Source organism: Pseudomonas sp. JC1203 (genome assembly GCF_056175065.1).
Map to the genome: position 1 here is coordinate 173,619 of NZ_JBWCAM010000007.1, position 16,756 is coordinate 190,374.

Annotated in this window: 17 protein-coding genes; all 17 read right to left on the reverse strand. The window is 67.3% G+C overall.

What is annotated here, in order from left to right; all coding sequences use genetic code 11:
* Positions 1-88: 88 nt before the first annotated feature.
* The 17 genes from AC0SZ7_RS12880 to AC0SZ7_RS12960 all read right to left on the reverse strand — a co-directional run bounded on the left by AC0SZ7_RS12880 (position 89) and on the right by AC0SZ7_RS12960 (position 16,742).
* Positions 89-646, reverse strand: coding sequence for a YceI family protein (locus tag AC0SZ7_RS12880; protein ID WP_475504768.1), 558 nt, complete (start codon positions 644-646; stop codon positions 89-91).
* 108 nt (positions 647-754) lie between these two features.
* Positions 755-1,936, reverse strand: coding sequence for an FAD-dependent urate hydroxylase HpxO (hpxO, locus tag AC0SZ7_RS12885; protein WP_475504769.1), 1,182 nt, complete (start codon positions 1,934-1,936; stop codon positions 755-757).
* 207 nt (positions 1,937-2,143) lie between these two features.
* The gene (gene gspD, locus AC0SZ7_RS12890) at positions 2,144-4,417 is read right to left on the reverse strand and encodes a type II secretion system secretin GspD (protein WP_475504770.1); all 2,274 of its coding nucleotides are present in this window, start codon (positions 4,415-4,417) and stop codon (positions 2,144-2,146) included.
* Between the two features lie 2 nt (positions 4,418-4,419).
* Positions 4,420-4,977, reverse strand: a complete 558-nt coding sequence (locus tag AC0SZ7_RS12895) for a hypothetical protein (protein WP_475504771.1) — start codon at positions 4,975-4,977, stop codon at positions 4,420-4,422.
* Positions 4,974-5,588, reverse strand: a complete 615-nt coding sequence (gene gspM / locus AC0SZ7_RS12900; protein WP_475504772.1) for a type II secretion system protein GspM — start codon at positions 5,586-5,588, stop codon at positions 4,974-4,976. The genes AC0SZ7_RS12895 and gspM overlap by 4 nt, the downstream gene beginning before the upstream one ends.
* Positions 5,563-6,606, reverse strand: a complete 1,044-nt coding sequence (locus AC0SZ7_RS12905) for a PilN domain-containing protein (RefSeq protein ID WP_475504773.1) — start codon at positions 6,604-6,606, stop codon at positions 5,563-5,565. The genes gspM and AC0SZ7_RS12905 overlap by 26 nt, the downstream gene beginning before the upstream one ends.
* An 11-nt stretch (positions 6,607-6,617) precedes the next feature.
* On the reverse strand, positions 6,618-7,343 hold the full coding sequence (locus AC0SZ7_RS12910) for a type II secretion system minor pseudopilin GspK (RefSeq protein ID WP_475504774.1): 726 nt from the start codon (positions 7,341-7,343) through the stop codon (positions 6,618-6,620).
* Positions 7,340-7,960, reverse strand: coding sequence for a type II secretion system protein GspJ (locus AC0SZ7_RS12915; protein WP_475504775.1), 621 nt, complete (start codon positions 7,958-7,960; stop codon positions 7,340-7,342). Before AC0SZ7_RS12915 ends, AC0SZ7_RS12910 begins: the two co-directional genes overlap by 4 nt.
* On the reverse strand, positions 7,957-8,331 hold the full coding sequence (locus AC0SZ7_RS12920) for a type IV pilus modification PilV family protein (protein ID WP_475504776.1): 375 nt from the start codon (positions 8,329-8,331) through the stop codon (positions 7,957-7,959). Before AC0SZ7_RS12920 ends, AC0SZ7_RS12915 begins: the two co-directional genes overlap by 4 nt.
* Positions 8,328-8,753 (reverse strand): GspH/FimT family pseudopilin, encoded by a 426-nt coding sequence (locus AC0SZ7_RS12925; RefSeq protein ID WP_475504777.1) that lies wholly within the window; start codon positions 8,751-8,753, stop codon positions 8,328-8,330. Before AC0SZ7_RS12925 ends, AC0SZ7_RS12920 begins: the two co-directional genes overlap by 4 nt.
* Complete coding sequence (gspG, locus tag AC0SZ7_RS12930) at positions 8,750-9,157, reverse strand: type II secretion system major pseudopilin GspG (protein WP_475504778.1); 408 nt, start codon at positions 9,155-9,157, stop codon at positions 8,750-8,752. The genes AC0SZ7_RS12925 and gspG overlap by 4 nt, the downstream gene beginning before the upstream one ends.
* 9 nt (positions 9,158-9,166) lie before the next feature.
* Positions 9,167-10,372 (reverse strand): type II secretion system inner membrane protein GspF, encoded by a 1,206-nt coding sequence (gene gspF, locus AC0SZ7_RS12935; RefSeq protein ID WP_475504779.1) that lies wholly within the window; start codon positions 10,370-10,372, stop codon positions 9,167-9,169.
* A 9-nt stretch (positions 10,373-10,381) separates the two neighbouring features.
* The gene (gspE, locus tag AC0SZ7_RS12940) at positions 10,382-12,133 is read right to left on the reverse strand and encodes a type II secretion system ATPase GspE (protein WP_475504780.1); all 1,752 of its coding nucleotides are present in this window, start codon (positions 12,131-12,133) and stop codon (positions 10,382-10,384) included.
* Positions 12,072-12,281 carry a hypothetical protein gene (locus AC0SZ7_RS12945; protein ID WP_475504781.1) on the reverse strand — a complete coding sequence of 70 codons (210 nt, stop codon included), beginning with the start codon at positions 12,279-12,281 and terminating at the stop codon, positions 12,072-12,074. The genes gspE and AC0SZ7_RS12945 overlap by 62 nt, the downstream gene beginning before the upstream one ends.
* A 464-nt stretch (positions 12,282-12,745) precedes the next feature.
* Positions 12,746-14,389 (reverse strand): acetolactate synthase large subunit, encoded by a 1,644-nt coding sequence (locus AC0SZ7_RS12950; protein WP_475504782.1) that lies wholly within the window; start codon positions 14,387-14,389, stop codon positions 12,746-12,748.
* Positions 14,390-14,468: 79 nt separating this feature from the next.
* Complete coding sequence (deoA, locus tag AC0SZ7_RS12955; protein ID WP_475504783.1) at positions 14,469-15,860, reverse strand: thymidine phosphorylase; 1,392 nt, start codon at positions 15,858-15,860, stop codon at positions 14,469-14,471.
* A gap of 75 nt (positions 15,861-15,935) precedes the next feature.
* Positions 15,936-16,742, reverse strand: coding sequence for a nucleoside-specific channel-forming protein Tsx (locus AC0SZ7_RS12960; RefSeq protein ID WP_475504860.1), 807 nt, complete (start codon positions 16,740-16,742; stop codon positions 15,936-15,938).
* Positions 16,743-16,756 lie beyond the last annotated feature (14 nt).

Consider the following 16,756-nt stretch of genomic DNA (forward strand, 5'->3'; position numbering starts at 1 on the left):
CCTGTGGGAGCTGGCTTGCCAGCGAGCTGTTTGGGCCATAAAAGCTCGCTGGCAAGCCAGCTCCCACAAGACAGTTGCTGCTACGGCGTCAGCGTTGGGGCGCCACCAGGCGGAATTTTATTGCGATGTCGTCCGACACCATGCTTTCCGCCCACTCGCCCTTACCCACGTTGAAGTCGCTGCGCTTGAGCGTCAGTTCACCCTCGAAAATGCCGATGCCGCCCTCGGCCTTCAGCCGAAAAGGCACTGTCACCTCGCGGGTGATGCCGCGCAGGGTAAGCTTGCCGGTGACCTGGTAGCGATTGTCGCCCAAGTCCCGGGTGGCCGTGGATTCGAAGGTGGCCTGGGGGTTGGCGGTGGTGTCGAACCAGGCGGGTTTCTGCAGTTCGGTGTTGGCGGTCTCGCTGCCGGCGTCGATGCTGGCAAGCTCGATCACCAGCCGTGAATGCGCAGCCTGGGGGTGCTCGGTGTCGAAATCCAGGGTGCCGACAAAGGTCTTGAAGGTGCCGTAGACCCGCGACCCCATCTGGCTGAAGGTGAAGCTCAAGGTGCTGGCCGTGGGGTTGACGGTGGTGTATTGCGCCGCAGCGGCAGCGCCGGTAAACCCGAGGGCAGCCACTACCGCGAAACAGCGCAAACGATTCATGGCACGCTCCACAGCCTTGGCATACCCCTAACTGTAGCAGCGGCCGCGAGGCCGCGTCACAGGCAACGCGCAGCCTTTGGACGCCGCCTGCGGCAGCTGCTACGGGGGCTATTGCAGAAGTTCACCGCCGCCCATGGCGGTCTTGGCCAGGCCGGCGATCACCCGTTCGCCGGTTTCTGCCGCCAGTTCCTGGTACCAGGCCTGGGTGGCCTGCGGCTCGCCGCCATGGGTAACGGCCGAACGCGCACGGGCGCGCTGCATGATCTGCGCGGTGCGCTCGGCGCGGGCGGCGTCATAGCATTGCAGCGCGGCATCAAGGCCTGGGCCAGCGCCGTCCAGGCAGCGCGCCAGCACCCAGGCGTCCTCCATGGCCTGGCAGCCACCCTGCCCCAGGTCCGGGGCCATGGGGTGGGCAGCGTCGCCGAGCAGCACCACGCGGCCTTTGACGAAGCTGGCGATAGGCGCCATGTCGTGGATTTCCACCCGGCTGACGATGCCTGGGTCCAGGCGTTCGACCAGCCGTTGCACCGGCGCCGCCCAGCCGCTGAAATGCTCCGCCAGGTCGTCGCGGTAAGCCTCGCGCTGGTTGGGCGTGCCGGCCGGCAACGGCACGTCGAAGAAGAAATACAGCTGGCCGTTGCCCATGGGCATCAGCGACACACGCTTGTGGTCACCCACGAACTGCGTCCACTCCCCCTCGGCGGCCAGGTCGGCGGCAGCGTCGATGCGGCCGTTCCAGTTGACGTAGCCACAGTACTCGCGCTGCACCTCGCGCCCCACCACATGGTTGCGCAGGCGCGAGTGGGTACCGTCGGCGGCCACCACCAGGTCGGCCTTGATCTGCTGGCCGTCGCTGAAGGTCACCCGCACGCCATCGTCCAGGGGCTCGACGGTTTCATAACTCACCCCCAGGGTGACATTCTGCGGCCCGCAGGCCTCCAGCAGAATCGCCTGCAAGGCGGTGCGGGCGATCGGGCAGGCACGCTGGCCGACGCTTTCATACAGCGGTTCCAGGCTGAAGCGGGTCAACAGCTCGCCTTCGGCGGTGCTGTAGCTCATGCCACGCATGTTGCCGCTGGCCGCCTTGATCGCAGCGCCCAGGCCGAGTTTGGCCAGCACGTTGACGCCGTTGGGCCAGATGGAAATGGCCGCGCCGGCCGGGGTCAGCTGCGGCACCCGGTCGAACAGCCGCACGCGGTGGCCGCCGCGCTGCAGGGCGATGCCGGCGGACAGGCCACCGATGCCTGCGCCGATGATAACGATGTCGAGGGGGCGGGAAGATGGGGACATGGCGAAGTACCTTGATAACAAACCTGATCGATTGGTCAGGTATTGCAGGTTGCTTGCCAGCTCTGCCGGTCGCCACATGAAGCTTGTGCCAGAGCCCTCGCGGGCCTTTATCGGCGGGGCCATGAGGGCGTTGCCCAGCATTCGCACCGGGAGCAAAAAATGCCACACGCCGGAGCGCAGCGCTGCAGGGCGCCCCAAGGTGGGGCGTCACCGCGCCGGTTGCAGCAGCTTGAACTGCCGCTGATACTCGTCCGTCACCTCGCGCGCTTCGCTGTTGTTGGTCACCACCCGTGGGGTGATCAGAACGATCAACTCGGTGCGCCCCTTGCTGCGCGTGGTGGCGCCGAACAGCCAGCCCAGGCCGGGGATGGAACCCAGGTACGGCACCTTGTTCACCGTCTCGGTGTTGTCCTGCTTGATCAGCCCGCCCAGCAGCACGGTCTGGCCGCTTTGCACCGCCACCTGGGTGGCGATGGAGCGCGTGGAAATGCGCGGGTTGACGTCGGCGCTGGTGGTGGTGCCGGCGTCGCTGACCTGCTGCTTGATGTCCATGTACACCAGGCCACCGGGGTTGATGCGCGGCACCACGTCGAGGATCACCCCGGTCTGCACGTATTCGACGCTGCTCAGGGTAGTGTCCGAGGCAATGGTGTTCACCGTGGTCTGGCTGATGGGAATGTCGTCGCCCACCTGGATCTGCGCCTGCTGGTTGTTCATCACCACCAGCGACGGCGCCGACAGCACCTGGGTCTTGCCACTGGCTTCGAGGGCACGAATGGCGATCTGCAGGTTATTGCCAACGAAGGAATAGAACAGCGCATCAGTGGCGCCCAACCCCGCGCCGCCACTGCCCAACGCACCCTGGCTGCCTGCGACGTCACCAATGCCGGTGGTAGTGGAGTTGCCGGCCAGGCGCCCCAGGTACCATTGCACGCCCAGGTCCAGTTCGCCGGTCAACGACACTTCAAGAATGCGCGTCTCGATCTGTACCTGCATGGGCGGGTTGTCCAGCCGGCGAATGGCGCTTTCAATCTCGGCCCATTGGCTGGGGCGGGTGCGGATCAGCAGCTGGTTGCTGCTTTGCTGGGCAGTGATGCGGGTGCTGTCGTCGAGGCTCTTGCGGCCGCCGCTGGTGGCGGTGTCGGCGTTGTCAGTGTCATCGGTATTCGCGCTGCCGTTGGCCGCGCCCTGCCCCTGTTGGCCGTAGCCCTGGGTCTGGGTATTGGCGCCCTGGATGATCGGGTTGTTGCCCTGGCCAATGGCGTTGCTACGGCTCAGGCTGCTGAGGCCGCCGCCGCCCATGCCGCTGCCGTTGCTGCCGATGGGCGTGCCCAGGGTGGTGGTGGTCAGCCCCGGCGCCACCTCGGCGGCGGCCTCTTCCTTGATGGCGCCGCTGCCGTAGATCTGCCGCAGGTAGCGGGCCAGGTCGCTGGCCTTCATGTTGCGTACGTCGTACACGTACAGCTGCGGCTCGTTGCCGCCGCCGTTGTCGATGGTGCGAATCCACTCGCCCACCTCTTGCAGGTACTGCGGCTGCGAGGAAATCGCCACCACCGAATTGGTCCGTTCGATGGGCATGAAGCGCAGCATGCCAGCCAGCGGCGTGCCGCTGTCGGGGCCGAAGACCTTCTGCAGCTCAGGCATCAGTTCCGCCACCGTCGCGCGTTGCAGGCCGAACACGCCGATGGACATGCCACGCAGCCAGTCAACGTCGAAGGTGCTGATGCTGGCCTGGTAGTTGGCCAGCTCATCGCTGGTGCCGGCCATGCCCAGCACGTTGCGCGCGGGGTCCACCAGCAGGAAAGCATTTTCGCGGGCAAACGGCTTGAGCAGCTTCTGCATTTCCGTGGCCGAGATGAAGCGCAGCGGGAACAGCCGCACCGACAGCCCCGCCGCCGGCTGGCGCAGTTCCATGGACGGCACCAACTGCCCGGCTACCGCCTGGCTGGCCGGCAGGATCAGGTAGCGGTCGCCCTGGCGGATCATGGCGTTGTTGGTCCACGACAGCAGCGACTGCAGGATGGCCATGGACTGGGCCTTGTCCACCGGCTTTGAGGTGGAGAACGACACGTCGCCCGTCACCCCTTGGGCGATGCTGTAATTTTCCTGCAACAGGTCGCCCATGATGGTGTTGATCACGGCGACGATGGACTGGTTGTTGAAGTTGAACATCACCCCACCGCTGCCATCGCCCTGGCGCGCCGCACCCGGGGCCGCCACCGGCCGGCCAACGGTGTTGCCAGGGCCCTGGACGAAGCGCTGGTTGCCCTGGATGATCTGCCGCTGGCTGCCGCTGACGGTGCCCGGCGGGTTGGCCACGGGGGCCGGCATGGGCGTGGGCGGCACCGACCCGCGCTGGTCGCCGGTGCCGCGCAGGGCCTCGCGTTCCAGGCTGTAGTCGTTGTCCAGGCTGTGCGGCGCGGTGGAACAGGCGGCCAGGATGAACACGGCGAGCAGGACGGGAACGAAGGACGATGGCATATTCAATGACCCCCGGGGGCTGGCGGTGAAGGCGCGGGCCCGTTTGGCAGTATGGACGACGGCGAAGGCTTCACCGGCATATTTGGCAGGCGTGGTGCGGGCAGTTGCAGGCGCCGGCTCTCGCCGTTCAGCTCCAGTTGCACGGCCTGGTTCTCGACGTGCAGCAGGCGCCAGCCGTTGGCCAGTTGCGCGCCCTCGCGCAGGCTCAGGTCGCGGCCGTCGGCCTGCTTGAACAACGCCCGGCGCACGCTGCCGTCGATCACCACGCCGGTCAGGCGCAAGCCGTTCAGGTCTGGCGCCGCCTTGGCAGCCTGCACGGCCCGGTCGGGCGCGCGGTCAGGGCTGAACAACGGGCTTTGCCAGGTGTTGCCCAGCTGCTGCAGTTCCGGCGCCTCGGGCAAGGCCGGCGCCTCGGCGGCCACCACCGGTGCCGGCTGGGCCTGGGTGGGCGGCCACTGCGGCTGGCTGCCTACGCCGCTGCACAACCAGGCCAGGGCGGCCGCCAGCAACAGCGCCAGCAGCGCCAATGCCTGCACCAGCGGCCGCCGCCAGGCAGTCATTGCGCCGGTTCCTCGGTGGGCGCGGTGGCAGGCGCAGCGCTCAGGTATCCACTGACCAACAGGTGCACCACCAGCCGCCCGGCGCCACCGGCGGGCGGCGCGTTATTGGCGCGATGCACGTTGAGTTCGTCGACGAACAGCAGCGGTTGCGCCGCCTCCAGCTGCTGCAGCAACACCGTCAGCGGTTCAATGGCGCAGTCCAGGTCCAGGCTCAGGCGCACCTGGCGGAACGGCGCCGTGGCCTGGTCCTGGGTGACGATGGGCATGCGCTGGGTCAGTTGGCAGCCAGCGCCACGCCCGGCCAGGTCCTTAATGCGCTGGGCGACATCCTGCATCAGGTCGGCGGCCACCGCGCTGGGGTCGTCGCCGGGCAGCAGGCCGACATCATCGCCCTGGGCAGCCTGCAAGCTCTGCTCCAACGCCGGGCGCTGGGCCAGCAGTTGCTGGTAGCGCTGGCGTTGCTGGGCCAGGGCCTGCGCCTGGGCGTCGAGTTCTTGCGCGGGGGCCACGTACAGCGGCCAGATCACCAGGCCATACACCAGCGCCAGCAGCGCCGCCAGCAGCAGCCAGGCGCCAATGCGCCGTTCACGGGGCGTCAGAGTGCGGCGCATCGCCGGCCTCCCCGCGCGCCCGGGCGCGCATGTAGAAACGGTCGCGGCCACTGGCCTCGTCGGGCTGGATGACCCCCTGGTATTGGGCGTCGACCAAATGCGGGCAGCCCTTGATCTGGCCAATCAAGGCGCTGGCCCGGGCGCTGAACCCGGCCAGGTCGACCTGCCCGTCGGCGTGCACCTCCAGGCTTTGCAACCAGGTATCCGCCGGCAGGCAGGCCGTAAGTTCGCTGAGCAGCAACGCGCGGCCCGGCTGCACCTGGCGGCGCTTGCCGAGGAACTGCGCGGCGCCCTGGGCGGCGTCCAGCGAGGTGCGCAGCGCCGCCACTTCCCCTGCCTGCTGGCGCAGCGCCTGGACCTCTGCGTGCATGGCAGCCACGGCGGTGCCGCGGTTGTGCAACCACACCGCCGGCAGCGCCAGCGCCAACACCAGGCACAGCAACGCCAGCCCCGGCACCAGGTAGCGGCCGCGGCCGCTGGCCACCGCCTGATGGGTGCGGGGCAGCAAATCCAGGCCCGTCGGCAAGCCCTGGGCATCGAGTACTTCGATGCCGTCCAGCACCAGGCCGCTTTCACTGCACTGGGCCAGGCACTGCTGCAGCCACTCGCGACGCACCAGCGCCAAGGTCACCCACAGCTGCTCGGCGTCCACGGCTTCGCGGCGCAGCACGTAATGAACCTGGTCGGGTGTAAAGGGGGTGAAACGGTCGAGCTCGAACTGCATGACCTGGGGCAAGTCACGGGCAGCCGCCAGCGGCAACGCCAGGCGCTGGGTCAGTACCAGCTCGGCAGGCAGGTCGAGAATCACCCGTTCGCCAATGGCTGCCGCCGCCGGCTGGGCCGGCAGTGGCCACGGGCAATGCCGGGGCGCACGGCGCGGTTGCAGGCCGCGCCGCAGGGCCGCAGGCAGGCTGGCCAGCAGCTCCCGGCCCCAGGCATGGAAAAAAGCCTGCGCCGGGCTACCATGCCATCGCCCCTTTAGCCGTTCTTGCCAGAGCCACAGAGTGACTGCACGCATGGGCCGGGGTCTCATTCGTTATAGCGCACGATACGGAACGGCCGCGCGCTGTCCTCCATGCCTGACAGTAGCACCGTGCTGTCGATCACGGCGGTGAATCCGTCGGGCAGTTGCGCCTGGCTGCGAATGTTCAGTACTTCACCGGCCTCCGCACCCAGGCTGGCGACCCTGGGCAACCCCAGGGCCTGCTGCAGCGCCGGGCTGGCGAAAGCCGGGTCTGGGCTTTCCTGGCCGCTCCACACCGTGACCTGGGGCAGCAGCGCCTGGTACAGCGCAGCGCTCATGCCGGGCAGGTCGCGCAGCTCTTCCAGGGCGCGCAGCGGTGGCTGGTTGTCGCCCCGGCGCTGTTCCAGCGCCACCGCCAGCGCCCTCCCCTGGGCGGGCGAGGCGCCCAGGGCCTGGGCCAGGCGGGCGAAGTCGGCGGCCGGGGCGGCATTGAGGTCAAGCTTGCCGCGCTCGCTGCGCACGCTCACCAACAGCCGCGCGTCGTCGAATTGCAGGGTTCGCACGCGGCCATCGGCCAGCCAGCGGCGCTGGCCGTCCTGGTCACTGAGGGCGCGCACCGCCAGGTTCAGCCCGGCCTCGGCGGCAAGGCTTGCGCGGGTGTGCTCGCGCTGCCACAGGCTCAGCCGCGCCTGCTGGCGCACCTCCAGCACCAGCCCGCCCAGCAGCATGGCCAGCAGCGCCAGCGCCCACAACACCAGCAGCAGTGCCATGCCCTGTTGTCGACGGTTCATGGTGCCCCCTGCTGTTCGCTGAGTTCCAGGCGCAGGGCGATGGTTTGCGTGGCCCAGGGCACTGCGTCACCGCTGCCAAGGTCAATGCGCACCGCCTGTGGCAGCCGCGCAGGCCAGGGCCAACGCGGCAGCCAGGCGGTAGCGCGGCCCCGGTCGTCACGGCCGCGGTAGCTCAGGCGCAGGTCGTGCACATCGTCCAGCAATACCTGGGGCTGGCCCCACGGGCGTGGGCCGTCGCGCTGCATCTGGGCAAAGCGCACCTGCAGCGCCTGGTGGCCGTCCTGCCCCACCAGTTCCACCGTGTGCACCTGGATGCCACCGCCCAGGGCGCTGTTGAGCCCGGCGGCGAACACCAGGCGCTGGGGTTCGCCATCGAACACCCGCAGCTGCTCGCCACTGGTGCCCGGAACGTCCACCGGCAGTGCCCCCTGCAGCGCCCGGTAGAGAAAATCCTGGCTGGCGCGCACCTGCGCAAGCCGCTGGCTGTAGCGCTCGCCCTTGAGCAGCGCGCGGTTGGCACCGATCAGCGCGGTGCCAACCAGGCCCAGCAACACCGCCAGCAGGGCCAGCGTCAGCAGCATCTCCAGCAGCGTGAACGCCTGTACGCTGCGCTTCATCGGCGCGCTTCCAGGGGGGGCTGCGCCTGCACCGCCAGGGTGCTCAGGCGCAGCTTGCGCGAGCCTTCGCGCACTTGCAGGTCCAGGCGCAGCAGCGGCAGCAGGTTCGCCGCGCCGGGCTCGCGGCTGACGCGCAGGCGCCAGGCCACGCCGGCCTCCACGCCCTGCTGTTCACCCACCTGCCAGGGCTGGCCGCGCCGGGCGTCGATCAGGCTGCGCGCCACCAGGCTCAGGTGGTCGTTGCCGCGCACCTGTTCGAGGGTTCGCGCGGCCTGCCCGAACGCTACCAACAGCACCGTGCAGCCAAGGGCGAACACTGCCAGCGCAGCGAGCATTTCCAGCAGCGTGAAGCCGTGTGCACGGCGTTTCATTGCAGCGCCCGCAAGCGTACATCGCCCAGCAGCCAGCCGACGTCGATACGCCACGTCTGCGTGCCACGCGCCAGCAGCAGGTGGCCGCCGCTGGAGCTGCCGTCGGGGAAGAACGCCACCGCCGCGCCCAGGTCGGCCGCCGTGGTCAGCTGCAGGCCAAGGTCAGCCGGCCAGTGCCCCGGCGCCTGCCCAGGGGCCTGGAAACGGTGGCCCGGCAGGTCGAAGCGCACCTGCTGCGGCACGCCACTGAGTACTGACTGGGTGCGCGCCTGACGCAGAGCGCCGACGATGTCGCGCAGCGCCTGGCGCTCGCGGGCGGCCTCCAGGCCACGGCCCAGGCCGAAGCTGAGTACGCCCAGGGCCACCGCCATCAGGGCGATGACCAGCAGCAGTTCCAGCAGGGTGAAGCCGGCGGCTTTCACTCCCAGTTCCCCAGGTCGGCGTTGTAGCCCTCGCCGCCCGGCTGGCCATCCTGGCCGTAGAAAATCAGGTCGAAGGCGCCATGCTGGCCGGGGTAGCGATAGCCGAAGGGGTGGCCGAACGGGTCCTTGAGGTCGGACGGCTTGACGTAGGGGCCGGCCCAGTGGCTGGCACCCGCCGGCTTGTCCACCAGTTGGTTGAGGTCGCGAGGGGGTGCGCCCATGTCCAGGCCGTAGCTTTCGACCTTCATCGACAGGCTGGCCAACTGCGCCTTGCCCGCGCCGTACTTGCCCTTGTCAACGTTGCCACCCACTTGCCGCACGACAATGGTGGCGACGATGCCCAGCAGCACAATCACCGCCAGCATCTCCAGCAAGGTGAACCCACGCGTACGTGACAGCCTCATGGTCAGCCCTCAGATATTACTGGTCAGGCTCATCAGCGGCAGCATGATGGCCAACATGATGAACGCCACCAGCACCGCCATGACAATGGTCAGGGTGGGTACCAGGGCGGCAAGCAACCGCGCGATGCTGCGCCGCGCCTCGGCGTCGAACACCTCGGCCACCTTCAATAGCATGCTGTCGAGCTGGCCGGCCTCCTCGCCCACCTCAATCATCTGCAGCGCCAATTCCGGCAGCACGCCATGGCCGCTCAGCGCCACGGCCAACGGCCCGCCACCCTTGACCTGCTCGGTAGCGGCTACCACCTGGGCGCGCACGGCGCGGTTGCCGGCCACCTCGCAAGCAATTTTCAACGCCGCCAGCAGCGCCACGCCGTTGTGCAGCAGCGTGCCCAGGGTGCGCGCCAACCGCGCGGCTTCCAGGCGCTGCAACAGCCCGCCCAGCACCGGCCAGCGCAACAGGCGGCGGTCCCAGCGCAGGCGTAGCGCCGGCCGCTGCCAGGCACGGCGGCCCACCACCGCCAGCACCACCAGCGCCGCCAGCAGCACCAGGCCGAAGCGGTTGAAGAACTGCCCCAGCCCGAGAATAAACTCGGTCACCAGCGGAATCGGCACACCCAAGTCCTGGAAGATCGGCACGAACTGCGGCACCACGTAGGCCAGCAACAGCACCAGCGAACCGAGCACGCCCACCACCAGGAACGCCGGGTAGATCAGCGCGTTGACCACCTCGCCACGCAGTGCCTGGCTGCGCTCCAGGTAGTCGGCCAGCTGTTGCAGGCTGTCCTGCAGCGCCCCGCCCGCCTCGCCGGCACGCACCAGGCTCAAGTACAACGGGCTGAACTGCGCCGGCTCCTGGGCCAGCGCCGCCGACAGTGGCTGGCCGGCCTTGACCCGTTCGCGCACCCGGGTCACCAGCGCCCGCACGGGCGCCTGGGCCTTGCCGGGCTGATGAATGAGGATGCCCAGGGCGCGGTCCAGCGCCAGGCCGGCGTTGAGCAGAATCGCCAACTGCGCGGTGAACGCCACCAGCGCCGCGCCACTCAGGCTGCGCCGTGGCTGCCAGGCCAGCCAGCGCTGGCCCGCCGGCTCGATGTGCAGCACCAACGCGCCCTGGCGCTGCAACTGCGCCGCCAGCGCTTGCGGGTCGGCGGCTTCCAGCACGCCCTGGCGGGCGCTGCCATCGGGGTCGAGAATGCGGTAGCGAAACCTGGCCATGGGCGCCGTTCACTCGCTGCGCGTGACGCGCAGCACCTCTTCCAGCGAAGTGGTGCCGGCCAGCGCCTGGCGCAGGCCGTCTTCGTACAGGGTGCGCAGGCCGCCGCGGCGCGCCGCCTGTTCCAAAGTAGCGGCGTCGGCGTGGTTCATCAGCAGGCCGCGCAGCTCATCGTTCATCACCAGCAGCTCGGTAATGGCGCAACGCCCGCGGTAACCACCGCCCGGGGCGTCGGCCTGGGGCCGGTACAGCAGAATCGGCCGCTGCCCGGTAAAACGCTCAAGCCCATGCTCGGCCACCAGCGCCGGCGGCGCCTCGAACGCCTGCGCATACTGCGGGTCGAGCCGGCGCACCAGGCGCTGGGCGAGGATGCCGATCACCGTGGAAGCAATCATGTAGCTTTCCACGCCCATGTCCAGCAGCCGCGTGATGCTGGCGGCGGCGCTGTTGGTGTGCAGCGTCGACAGCACCAAATGCCCGGTGAGCGAGGACTGGATGGCGATGCGGCAGGTTTCCAGGTCGCGCATCTCGCCAATCATGATCACGTCCGGGTCCTGGCGCACGATAGAGCGCAAGGTGGCGGCAAAATCCAGGCCGATGGCGGGCTTGACCTGGATCTGGTTGATGCCCTCGATCTGGTACTCCACCGGGTCTTCGACGGTAATGATCTTGCGCTCGCTGGTGTTGAGCCGGGTCAACGCGGTGTACAGCGTGGTGGTCTTGCCCGAGCCGGTGGGCCCGGTCACCAGCAGGATGCCGTGGGGCCGCTCCAGCATGGCCAGGAAACCCTGCAGGCGTTCGCCATCGAAGCCCAGGCTGGGCAGGTCGAAGTTCACCGTCTGGCGGTCCAGCAGGCGCATCACCACCGACTCGCCGAAACTGGTGGGCACTGTCGACACGCGCAGGTCCAGCTCGCGCCCCTGCATGCGCAGCATGATGCGGCCGTCCTGGGGCAGGCGGCGTTCGGCGATGTCCAGGCGCGCCATGATCTTCACCCGGCTGATGACCGCCGGCGCCGAGGTGGCCGGCGGCGCCTCGCCGTCCAGCAGCACGCCGTCGATGCGGTAGCGCACCTTGAACTGGCTTTCGAAGGGTTCGATGTGAATGTCAGAGGCGCGCTGTTCCACCGCGCGCTGCAAAATCAGGTTGACCATGCGGATCACCGGCGCCTCGCTGGCCAGGTCCTTCAGGTGTTCAATGTCGTCGGCCTGCTCGCCAGTGCCGCCGTCGAGGTTCTCGATCAGGCTGCCCATGGCCGAGCGCCCCTGCCCGTAATAGCGCTCTATCAAGCTGTCGACGTCGCTGCGCGTACCCACCCGCGGCTGCACCGGGCACTGGCAGGCGAACGCCACCGCGCGCAACGGGTAGCCATCGGCCGGCTCGCTCACCACCACCTGCAGCTGGCCGTCGGCCCAGGCCAGCGGCACCAGGTGGTGGTGGCGCAGAAACCGCTCGCTCAGCGCAGGCACAGGGTCGAGGCTGACAGGGGCTGTGTCGGCGGCCTGCAGTGGCAGCTGCAGCACCGCCGCCCAACCCCGGGCCATTTCCGGCTCGGAGACAATGCCCAGCCGAGTCAGCAGGCCCGGCAAGGCCAGATGCGGGTTGCCTGGCGGTGCCAGGCGCGTGGCGCGTTCAAGGTCGGCAGGCTTCAAGCCCGCATGGTGCCCCAGCCACTGGCACAGCGCGGTAACCGCTTCACCCTCAGGGTTTGCCGGCGCTGGTGCTCTGGACGGTTGGGCGCCCACCCCTGGTGTCGTCGCCATGTTCAATGCCTGCCGCCTTGCTGTCGTGGGTCAGGGTCAGGACGCTAGCGTCCAGGGCGCCGGAGGTATTGTCGGTGTCCTCACCATAGGCCAGGCCGGAAACAACCATTAATGGAACAACCAGCACTATCATCGTGGATATTTTCATCGTTATCTCCACCTTAGTTAGCCAGGCAATAATCGCTACCGCCCGCCCTCCGCCAAACTCCTGTAGAAATAGCATTTACCTTAGTCCCCCTATGGGTACTTGGCAACTTCGCTACTCATGCTCCAATGATTCGACAGACGCACTTCTCAGACCAATTTATAATAACCATTGCACCATCAATGTTTTACAGAACGCCGCGAAAACGGATCCAACGCGCAACTTTCAGCACATTGGATTAAAACAGCACCCTGTTTCATTTCATTAACAATGTGCCTGCACTTCGAGGTTAATTAGCGCAGCGGGGCATTGAGTGTTGCCGCCATCGACGACAATAGTGCGGGATACTTCAACTGCACTTCCGGGGAAGAAAGTGGCGATATTGAAAGTATTTCAGGTCAACGCAGGAGGGAAAAATGCAAGACACAGCCTGGCGGCGGATGGCCGCCAGGCCGCGTCAGGGGTGCTTACACCAGCGCGCTGCGGCGCTTGAGTTCGCTGTTGAGAATGAAGTCATTCTCGGAGTAATCGACCGGGCAGTCGATCACGTGCACGCCCGGGGTGGACAGGCACTGTTCCAGCAGCGGCAGGAAGCCTTCGGCGCTTTCCACGCGGTGGCCCTTGGCACCGTAGGACTGCGCGTACATAACGAAGTCCGGGTTGCCGTAGTCCAGGCCGTAGTCGGTGAAGCCCATGTTCGACTGTTTCCAGCGGATCATGCCGTAGCCGTCGTCACGCAGGATGATGACGGTGAGGTTCATCTTCAGGCGTACCGCGGTTTCCAGTTCCTGGCTGTTCATCATGAAGCCGCCGTCGCCGCACACGGCAACCACCGGACGGTCCGGGTACACCAGGTGCGAGGCCATGGCCGACGGCAGGCCGGCGCCCATGGTCGCCAGGGCGTTGTCCAGCAGCACGGTGTTAGGCTTGTGGGCCTTGTAGTTGCGCGCGAACCAGATCTTGTAGATACCGTTGTCCAGCGCCACGATGCCTTCCGAAGGCAAGGCGCGACGGACGTCGGCGACCATGCGCTGCGGGTAGATCGGGAAGCGGTTGTCGTCGGCGCCTTCGGCGATCTGGCCTTCGTTGGCCTCGCGGATGGTCATCAGGCGGCTGAAGTCCCAGTGCGGCTGGGGCTCCAGGGCTTCGCTGATCTGCCATACGGCGTTGGCGATGTCGCCCACCACTTCGATCTGCGGGAAGTACACCGGGTCCACTTCAGCCGAACGGAAGTTGATGTGGATGACTTCGGTACCGCCACGCACCATGAAGAACGGCGGTTTCTCGATCACGTCGTGGCCGATGTTGACGATCAGGTCGGCCGCTTCTACAGCGCGGTGCACGAAGTCACCGGCCGACAGCGCGGCGTTGCCCAGGAAGCGCGGGTGGCGCTCGTCGACCACACCCTTGCCCATTTGCGTGGTGACAAATGGCACGTTGGTCTTGTCGATCAGTTGGCGCAGGACCTTGGCGGTCATCTTGCGGTTGGCGCCGGCGCCGATCACCAGGATAGGTGCGCGGGCAGCCTTGAGCTTGGCAACGGCAGCTTCGATGGCCTTGTTTTCGGCCAGCGGGCGACGGTGCAGGCTTGGGGTGATCGGCATGCTGTCGGTCTGCTCGGCAGCGATGTCTTCTGGCAGTTCCAGGTGCACGGCACCGGGTTTTTCTTCTTCGGCCAGGCGGAAGGCTTCACGAACGCGCGACGGGATGTTGTCGGCGGAAGCCAGTTGATGCGTGTACTTGGTCAGTGGTTGCATCATGCCGACCACGTCCAGAATCTGGAAGCGGCCTTGCTTGGACTTTTTAATCGGCTTTTGGCCGGTGATCATCAGCATGGGCATGCCGCCCAGGTAGGCATAGGCGCCAGCGGTCACCAGGTTGGTGGCGCCCGGGCCCAGGGTGGACAGGCTGACGCCAGTCTTGCCCGTCAGGCGGCCGTAGGTGGCAGCCATGAAGCCGGCCGATTGCTCGTGACGAGTCAAAATCAGCTTGATCGGCGATTTGCGCAGGGATTCAAGCAGGTCCAGGTTTTCTTCACCTGGAATACCGAACACATATTCGACGCCTTCGTTTTCCAGGCATTGAACGACGACATCTGCGGCCTTGGCCATTTTTATTCCTCAAATCTGGGCATGCGGATGCAGCCCGGGGTCCCTCATTGGCCCCGGGGCTGGGAGTTGCCGGCATAGGTTAGCCGTAACTGGCCGGCGGAGCGAGCCCGGATGTTGGTACACGTACAATTGATCGTTCGGTCAACAAAAACGGCTGGCCAGGCGGCCCCACGCAATAAGCCTGGCGCAGCGCCTGGGCCGCGGTGTCGGCCGCCGCCTCGCAGGCCGCGTGCACCCAGCCCAGTGGCCGCTGGGGCCCCACCGTTTCGCCGACGAATGCCAGGTCGCTGTAGCCCACCGACAGGTCCAACACATCGTCAGGATGGCGGCGGCCGCCGCCCAGTTGCACCACGCCCATGCCCACCGCGCGGGTGTCTATGGCATGGACCTGGCCTGGCTCGGCAGGCCAGACCGGGCGTCTCACCGGTGCCTGCGGCAGGTAATGGCCGGGGCGCTGCACCAGGTCGGCCGGGCCACCCAGGGCGCTGACCATTTGCTGAAAACGCCCCAGCGCCGCGCCGCTGTGCCACGCATGTAATAACTGCGCCCGCGCCGCGTCGGGGTTGCCGGCCACGCCTGCGGCCACCAGCGCCTCCACGCCCAGGGCCAGGGTCACCTCCCACAGCCGTGTGCTATGGACCTGGCCGTGCAACAGAGCAATGGCCTCGGCCACCTCCAGGGCATTGCCGGCGCTGCGTGCCAACGGCTGGTTCATGTCGGTGACCAGCGCGCGGGTCGGCACGCCGGCGCCGTTGGCCACGGCGACGATGCTGGCGGCCAGGGCCTGGGCGTCCTGCTCGGCGACCATGAAGGCGCCGTTGCCGGTTTTCACGTCCATTACCAGCACATCCAGGCCGGCTGCCAGCTTCTTGGCCAGGATCGAGGCGGTGATCAGGTCGATGGACTCTACCGTCGCGGTCACGTCGCGAATGCTGTACAGGCGGCGGTCGGCCGGCGCCAGGTCGGCGGTCTGGCCGATGATGGCGCAGCCGACCGTGGCGACTACCTCGCGCAATTGCATGGCGCTGGGCTGCAGGTTGTAGCCGGGAATGCTGTCGAGCTTGTCCAGGGTGCCGCCGGTGTGGCCCAGGCCGCGCCCGGAAATCATCGGCACGTAGCAGCCGCACGCCGCCAACAGGGGTGCCAGCACCAGGCTGACGAAATCGCCGACGCCGCCGGTGGAGTGCTTGTCCACTACCGGCCCCGGCAATTGCCAGCGCAGCACCTGGCCGGAGTCGCGCATGGCGGTGGTCAGGGCGATGCGCTCATCCAGGTTCATGCCGCGCAGGCACACCGCCATGGCGAACGCCGCCACCTGGCCCTCGCTGAGGCTGGCGTTGGCGATGCCGGCCACGAAACGGCGGATATCGGCCGCTGCCAACGCCCCGCCGTCGCGTTTTATGCGGATGACCTCCTGCGCCAGCCAGCCATCATGCACGGCTGCGACTACTTCAACAGGTTGGGACTGCATGTACACCCTCCATGGAAATACTTCACCAGTAAGTCATCCGCCAGACGATAACCGGCGGCGCGCCGCCAAGCCAGATCAGAATTGGTAGCCCACCCCGAAGTAGTAGCCCCAGCCCGTGGAACGGGCGTTGAAATTGCCGTCGCCGAAGTTCAGTTCGGTGCCGTCCTTCCACTGCCCGCCGTTGTGGAAGTAGCGCCCGGCCGCCATCAGCCGCAGGTGCTTGAAGTTGTACAGCAGCACGTTGGTGGCCACCGTGGCGTTGGCGGTGCGCGAAGCGCCGGCCTCCTCGTGCAGGTCGGAGCCGAAGTCATAGTTGGTGAAGCCGATGTAGGTCAGCGAGGCGCCGTTGTCGAAGTGCTTGAGCGGCAAAATGTACTTGAGCTGCGCCCGGTAGCCGTCCCAGGAATTCTCGTTGGCGGCGCCGTAGTTTTCCCATTGCCGGCGCGCGTACAGGTTGGCCGAGAGAATCACCGGGGTGCCGGTCTTGATGTCGGTGCCCAGGCCGCTGTACAGGGTGTTGGCGCGGTCGGCCTTGGTGTGGCCCATGTCGTAGATCCAGTCGAACGCCAGGTAGAACTCCTTGAACGGCCCGAAGCCCAGCGCGTGGCCGGTGAGTTCGTCGATGGAAATGCGCGGTTCGTGCTCCATGAACACCGGCGAACCCTTGTCCCACTCGCCGCTGTCATGGCTGTTGCCGATGCCTAGCACCTTGGGGGCGTCAATGTAGCCGTACAGCTCATACGGGCCCTTGCGGCCGTAGTACTCGTACTCAAGGTAAATGTCATCGGCAGGCCGGGGGCCGAAGCTGATGTCCTTGCTGCCGATCAGGGTGACGTCCTGGTTGAACCAGGGCGTGTCATCGGGCAGCGGGTTGGCGGCCACCGAGGGGCCGGTAG

Bases quoted from the DNA above. Each gene is read 5' to 3' on its own strand.
- AC0SZ7_RS12895 (WP_475504771.1), bottom strand. From the start codon at position 4,977: ATGACTGCCTGGCGGCGGCCGCTGGTGCAGGCATTGGCGCTGCTGGCG.
- hpxO (WP_475504769.1), bottom strand. From the start codon at position 1,936: ATGTCCCCATCTTCCCGCCCCCTCGACATCGTTATCATCGGCGCAGGC.
- gspE (WP_475504780.1), bottom strand. From the start codon at position 12,133: ATGGCGACGACACCAGGGGTGGGCGCCCAACCGTCCAGAGCACCAGCG.
- AC0SZ7_RS12905 (WP_475504773.1), bottom strand. From the start codon at position 6,606: ATGCGTGCAGTCACTCTGTGGCTCTGGCAAGAACGGCTAAAGGGGCGA.
- AC0SZ7_RS12950 (WP_475504782.1), bottom strand. From the start codon at position 14,389: ATGGCCAAGGCCGCAGATGTCGTCGTTCAATGCCTGGAAAACGAAGGC.
- gspD (WP_475504770.1), bottom strand. From the start codon at position 4,417: ATGCCATCGTCCTTCGTTCCCGTCCTGCTCGCCGTGTTCATCCTGGCC.
- AC0SZ7_RS12945 (WP_475504781.1), bottom strand. From the start codon at position 12,281: ATGAAAATATCCACGATGATAGTGCTGGTTGTTCCATTAATGGTTGTT.
- AC0SZ7_RS12880 (WP_475504768.1), bottom strand. From the start codon at position 646: ATGAATCGTTTGCGCTGTTTCGCGGTAGTGGCTGCCCTCGGGTTTACC.
- AC0SZ7_RS12915 (WP_475504775.1), bottom strand. From the start codon at position 7,960: ATGAAGCGCAGCGTACAGGCGTTCACGCTGCTGGAGATGCTGCTGACG.
- gspM (WP_475504772.1), bottom strand. From the start codon at position 5,588: ATGCGCCGCACTCTGACGCCCCGTGAACGGCGCATTGGCGCCTGGCTG.
- deoA (WP_475504783.1), bottom strand. From the start codon at position 15,860: ATGCAGTCCCAACCTGTTGAAGTAGTCGCAGCCGTGCATGATGGCTGG.
- gspF (WP_475504779.1), bottom strand. From the start codon at position 10,372: ATGGCCAGGTTTCGCTACCGCATTCTCGACCCCGATGGCAGCGCCCGC.
- AC0SZ7_RS12920 (WP_475504776.1), bottom strand. From the start codon at position 8,331: ATGAAACGCCGTGCACACGGCTTCACGCTGCTGGAAATGCTCGCTGCG.
- gspG (WP_475504778.1), bottom strand. From the start codon at position 9,157: ATGAGGCTGTCACGTACGCGTGGGTTCACCTTGCTGGAGATGCTGGCG.
- AC0SZ7_RS12910 (WP_475504774.1), bottom strand. From the start codon at position 7,343: ATGAACCGTCGACAACAGGGCATGGCACTGCTGCTGGTGTTGTGGGCG.